General features: G+C 37.1%; 1 protein-coding gene and 1 pseudogene. Both read right to left on the reverse strand.

The features are described 5' to 3' along the window. Nucleotides 1–632: pseudogene (locus ACOVQ4_RS03455) on the reverse strand (glutamyl-tRNA reductase); the annotation flags it as partial. 421 nt (nt 633–1,053) lie between these two features. Further along, a complete protein-coding gene (locus tag ACOVQ4_RS03460; RefSeq protein WP_421819260.1) occupies nt 1,054–1,887 on the reverse strand; it encodes a group I truncated hemoglobin in 834 nt (277 codons plus the stop codon). Nucleotides 1,888–2,272: the final 385 nt, after the last annotated feature.

Consider the following 2,272-nt stretch of genomic DNA (forward strand, 5'->3'; position numbering starts at 1 on the left):
ATTTCAGCAAATTCTTTGTCTGCCATATTTTTGCAAACATCGATACCGATTTCACCAAGACCAAGAATTAATACTTTTGGTAAAGCAATATTTTGAGTCATCTCCTCAGTCAATGCTACAGCTGCGTACGAAGTAGAAGCTGCTCCATCACGGAAGGCTGTCTCTTGCGCAACACGTTTGTTAGCAAAGAAAATCGTGTGCATCAAACGGTGCAAAAATGGACCAGCCATATTTAAGTCAGCCGCAATTTGATACGATTGCTTTACTTGATTTGGAATTTGAAGGTCGCCTACTACTTGTGAGTGTAGACCAGTAGCAACTTCAAACAAATGCTGTACAGCATCTGCTTGAGCGTTGTATTGTTGGAAATATGCAAAATATTCGTCGGTGGTAGCAATGCCTTTATCAAGCAACAAAAGCTTAATAATGTCAGTGTTGCGGTTTTCTTCTGACACGTAGTAAACTTCTGTACGGTTGCAAGTCGATACCAAAATTGCCTCTTGAATATCGAACATATCTCTGATTCTGAGGGAGAAATTCTTGATTTCATCCTCATTCAAAGCCACTTGCTCACGTACCGCTAAGGGAGCTGACTTATATGATAAACTGATTGATTTGAATTGATTTTGCATAACACTTAACTATTCCAAGCACAAAATTACAACATGAATAGACATTAATAACTCCCTTTTTGGCTAATTATTTATACTTAAACATAATTTAGAATGAGTATAAATAAAGAAGAGCTTTTGAAAGATTAAAACTTAGAAATATACTATTTTGAGGCATAATCTTCCCTAAAATTTCATACTGCGAGTTAGTAAAATTTATCGCTCACGAATATGACTTTTGTCACATTCAGACATGACAATTTTTGCTAGTACTCCAAAATTAGGTTGATGATAAGAAGGTAACCATTCAATTTTGATAAAAAACAGGAAGAAGTTTAAATGTAGAGATAAACTTTTGAGAACGAGCCATTGATAAACCATCTGAACTTTTATCAAAAGCTCATTCTCAAAGTCATTAAAAGACATCTTTCACTTTACTCAACTATTGACCAACGATATCGGCACGCATACCACCCAAAGCAGTCAACAATTCGATTTTAGCTTTAGACTGAACGTTGTATTTCACCAAAGAAGCTTGCAAATCTTCTACCAAAGCATTGAAATGTGCATCAGTGATTTTCATTCCTTTGTGAGCAGTTTTCATGTCTAAGCCTGTGTACTTTTCAGGTCCACCAGAAGCCTGTCCAACTTGGTTGATCAAATTGTTACGAAGTTTCATCAAACGAGCAGGATCAGCGGCAGCAGCAGCAAAAAATGCATTGATTCGTGTATCCGCCGCTACTTTACCAATAAAGTCATCAATAACAGCCGAAATACCAGCATTGGCACCTAATCTGTTATACAATGAAATTTGCCCCTCAACAATATCCCCTTTCATTCCACCCAATGCTGTAAGTAATTCGGTTTTCTCGGTTGCACCCACTTTGAACTTATCTAGTGCAGACGACAAGTCCTCGACCAAAGCACCAAATTCACCATCGGTAATACCCATCCCTTTGTGAGCAGTCTTCATATCGAGTCCTGTATATTTCTCAGAACCACCCGTTGCCATACCTACTTGATTAATAAGGTTGTTGCGAAGCTTGGTGAGACGTGCTGGATCAGCTGCGGCATCTGCAAAATAGGCATTGATTCGACTGTCGCTTGCTACATTGGCAATAAATTGATCGATTACAGCCGAAATGGCCGTATTCCCCCCAAGACGCATGTACAACGACTGTGTTGGTTGCATCGTATCCTCATCTTTTTTGCAAGATGTAAACATGAGCATTCCAGACATGAGGATAGCTCCCCATAGTTGCGCAGATTTTTTCATATTTTTTTGAAATTTGATTGGTGATTACAAAAGTCTTCCACACCCGCAATGGATAACCTTTGCGATTAAAATCAGAGAGAAAACGGGTTGGTTTTGCTTAAAAAGGTTTTTTGCTCATACCGAATTAAAAGGAAATAAGCATCTGATTTGTAATAAATAAGAAGCAACATTCAAAAATGAAGAAGGTATAGATTAAGTAATCTTGCAAAATTAGATTTAAGTTTTGTGTTGAAAGCAACAGGCACAAGGCAAATAGTATTAAATCGTTTTTTAGTAACAATAGATATTTTGCCGAATGCTCAAAAATTAAATTTTATTTTGCACGATAACTTAAGTTAGTACGCAAAATAAAGTTTAAGATTATGATTTAAGCTTTCAGGTATCG

The organism is Flectobacillus sp. (assembly GCF_049240685.1).
GTDB lineage: Bacteria > Bacteroidota > Bacteroidia > Cytophagales > Spirosomataceae > Flectobacillus.

Coding starts and splice junctions, on each gene's coding strand:
- ACOVQ4_RS03460 (WP_421819260.1), bottom strand. CDS start 1,887: ATGAAAAAATCTGCGCAACTATGGGGAGCTATCCTCATGTCTGGAATG.